This window comes from Shigella sp. FC1661, assembly GCF_001712525.1.
Taxonomy (GTDB): domain Bacteria; phylum Pseudomonadota; class Gammaproteobacteria; order Enterobacterales; family Enterobacteriaceae; genus Escherichia; species Escherichia coli.
This window is the reverse complement of the sequence record NZ_MDGW01000217.1, coordinates 1-3310: the sequence shown is the minus strand read 5'-3', so window position 1 is coordinate 3310 and position 3310 is coordinate 1. Positions and strand designations below refer to the sequence as shown.

General features: G+C 54.4%; 3 protein-coding genes and 2 pseudogenes. 4 read left to right on the top strand and 1 reads right to left on the bottom strand.

The annotated features are described in order from the left end of the window. From BFF42_RS13190 to actP, 4 genes and pseudogenes are all read left to right on the top strand, one after another. On the top strand, nt 1-286 hold a 286-nt coding region (locus BFF42_RS13190), incomplete at its 5' end, for an integrase core domain-containing protein (protein WP_000318964.1). A 12-nt stretch (nt 287-298) separates the two neighbouring features. Next, nucleotides 299-790, top strand: a pseudogene (locus tag BFF42_RS13185) (AMP-binding enzyme); the annotation flags it as partial. Nucleotides 791-989: 199 nt separating this feature from the next. Beyond that, nucleotides 990-1304 (top strand): DUF485 domain-containing protein, encoded by a 315-nt coding sequence (locus BFF42_RS13180; protein ID WP_001014565.1) that lies wholly within the window; start codon nt 990-992, stop codon nt 1302-1304. Then, nucleotides 1301-2950 (top strand): cation/acetate symporter ActP, encoded by a 1650-nt coding sequence (gene actP / locus BFF42_RS13175; RefSeq protein WP_000832565.1) that lies wholly within the window; start codon nt 1301-1303, stop codon nt 2948-2950. The genes BFF42_RS13180 and actP overlap by 4 nt, the downstream gene beginning before the upstream one ends. A gap of 68 nt (nt 2951-3018) precedes the next feature. Here the strand turns inward: actP and BFF42_RS13170 are convergent. Next, nucleotides 3019-3310, bottom strand: a pseudogene (locus BFF42_RS13170) (IS1-like element IS1X2 family transposase); the annotation flags it as partial.

The following is a 3310-nucleotide window of genomic DNA, read 5'->3' as shown; positions in this document are numbered from 1 at the left end:
AACACGCCAGTTCGCCCGGATGTTGGGACTTGAACCGAAGAACACGGCGGTGCGGAGTCCGGAGAGTAACGGAATAGCAGAGAGCTTCGTGAAAACGATAAAGCGTGACTACATCAGTATCATGCCCAAACCAGACGGGTTAACGGCAGCAAAGAACCTTGCAGAGGCGTTCGAGCATTATAACGAATGGCATCCGCATAGTGCGCTGGGTTATCGCTCGCCACGGGAATATCTGCGGCAGCGGGCTTGTAATGGGTTAAGTGATAACAGATGTCTGGAAATATAGGGGCAAATCCACTCCACCTTCAAAAATATGTATTTCAGCGGCGACGGCGCGCGTCGCGATGAAGATGGCTATTACTGGATCACCGGGCGTGTGGACGACGTGCTGAACGTCTCCGGTCACCGTCTGGGGACGGCAGAGATTGAGTCGGCGCTGGTAGCGCATCCGAAGATTGCCGAAGCCGCCGTAGTAGGTATTCCGCACAATATTAAAGGTCAGGCGATCTACGCCTACGTCACGCTTAATCACGGGGAGGAACCGTCACCAGAACTGTACGCAGAAGTCCGCAACTGGGTGCGTAAAGAGATTGGCCCGCTGGCGACGCCAGACGTGCTGCACTGGACCGACTCCCTGCCTAAAACCCGCTCCGGCAAAATTATGCGCCGTATTCTGCGCAAAATTGCGGCGGGCGATACCAGCAACCTGGGCGATACCTCGACGCTTGCCGATCCTGGCGTAGTCGAGAAGCTGCTTGAAGAGAAGCAGGCTATCGCGATGCCATCGTAACCCACAATTGCCGGATGCGAGTCGGTAACGGTTTGTAGGCCTGATAAGACGCGACAGCGTCGCATCAGGCATTGATTGCCGGATGCGGCGTAAACGCCTTATCCGGCCTACATTCGGCAAGGGTTACCCGAGCGTTAACCTTCTCCCATAAGGGAGCGGGAATTAAAACAATCCCTACATTACCTCTGGAGAATCTGTGATGAATGGCACTATTTATCAGCGGATAGAAGACAATGCGCATTTCAGGGAGTTAGTCGAAAAACGGCAACGGTTTGCCACCATCCTGTCGATTATTATGCTGGCAGTTTATATCGGCTTTATTTTACTGATCGCCTTCGCGCCCGGCTGGCTGGGCACGCCGCTGAATCCGAACACCAGCGTCACACGCGGTATTCCAATTGGTGTTGGAGTGATTGTGATCTCCTTTGTTCTCACCGGTATCTACATCTGGCGGGCGAACGGCGAATTCGACCGTCTTAATAATGAAGTCCTGCATGAGGTACAAGCATCATGAAAAGAGTTCTGACGGCGCTTGCCGCCACACTCCCTTTCGCAGCTAACGCCGCGGATGCTATTAGCGGGGCCGTAGAGCGCCAGCCAACGAACTGGCAGGCGATTATTATGTTCCTGATTTTCGTCGTGTTTACGCTCGGCATTACCTACTGGGCATCAAAACGCGTACGTTCTCGTAGCGACTACTACACGGCAGGCGGCAATATCACAGGCTTCCAGAACGGGCTGGCGATTGCCGGTGACTATATGTCCGCCGCCTCATTTTTGGGGATCTCCGCGCTGGTGTTTACCTCCGGCTATGACGGCTTAATTTACTCGCTGGGCTTCCTGGTGGGCTGGCCGATCATTTTGTTCCTGATTGCCGAACGTCTGCGTAACCTGGGACGCTACACCTTTGCCGATGTAGCCTCTTACCGCCTGAAACAAGGGCCGATTCGTATTCTTTCGGCCTGTGGTTCTCTGGTGGTGGTGGCGCTTTACCTTATCGCCCAGATGGTAGGCGCAGGTAAACTGATCGAGCTGCTGTTTGGCCTTAACTATCACATTGCGGTGGTGCTGGTCGGCGTGCTGATGATGATGTACGTCCTGTTCGGCGGCATGCTGGCGACCACCTGGGTGCAAATTATTAAAGCCGTGCTGTTGCTGTTCGGTGCCAGCTTTATGGCCTTTATGGTGATGAAACACGTCGGCTTTAGCTTCAATAATCTGTTCAGCGAAGCGATGGCGGTACACCCGAAAGGTGTCGACATCATGAAGCCGGGCGGGCTGGTGAAAGATCCGATCTCCGCGCTCTCTCTGGGTCTGGGACTGATGTTTGGTACGGCGGGCTTGCCGCACATTCTGATGCGCTTCTTTACAGTCAGCGATGCCCGCGAAGCACGTAAGAGCGTGTTCTACGCCACCGGGTTTATGGGCTACTTCTATATTCTGACCTTTATTATCGGCTTCGGCGCGATCATGCTGGTTGGTGCGAATCCGGAATATAAAGACGCGGCGGGCCATCTGATTGGTGGTAACAACATGGCGGCCGTTCACCTGGCGAATGCAGTGGGCGGCAACCTGTTCCTCGGTTTTATTTCAGCGGTTGCTTTCGCCACTATCCTCGCGGTGGTTGCGGGTCTGACGCTGGCGGGCGCATCCGCGGTTTCGCATGACTTGTTCGCTAACGTCTTCAAAAAAGGTGCGACCGAACGTGAAGAACTGCGGGTATCGAAAATCACCGTCCTGATTTTGGGTGTGATTGCGATTATCCTCGGCGTGCTGTTTGAGAATCAGAACATCGCCTTTATGGTAGGCCTTGCGTTTGCCATCGCGGCGAGCTGTAACTTCCCGATCATTCTGCTTTCCATGTACTGGTCGAAACTGACTACCCGTGGCACGATGCTGGGCGGCTGGCTGGGGCTGATTACCGCAGTGGTGCTGATGATCCTCGGCCCAACTATTTGGGTACAGATCCTCGGTCACGAAAAAGCCATCTTCCCGTATGAATACCCGGCGCTGTTCTCTATCAGCGTGGCATTCCTCGGCATCTGGTTCTTCTCGGCAACCGATAACTCAGCGGAAGGTGCGCGCGAGCGTGAACTGTTCCGTGCGCAGTTTATCCGCTCCCAGACCGGCTTTGGCGTTGAGCAAGGCCGCGCACATTAATCTCTCCCCTTCCCCGGTCGCCTGACCGGGGAATACTCTTCCTCTCCAGCATGGGTAATGACTCCAACTTACTGATAGTGTTTTATGTTCAGATAATGCCCGATGACCTTGTCATGCAGCTCCACCGATTTTGAGAACGACAGTGACTTCCGTCCCAGCCTTGCCAGATGTTGTCTCAGATTCAGATTATGTCGCTCAATGCGCTGAGTGTAACGCTTGCTGATAACGTGCAGCTTTCCCTTCAGGCGTGATTCATACAGCGGCCAGCCATCCGTCATCCATACCACGACCTCAAAGGCCGACAGCAGGCTCAGAAGACGCTCCAGTGTGGCCAGAGTGCGTTCACCGAAGACGTGCGCC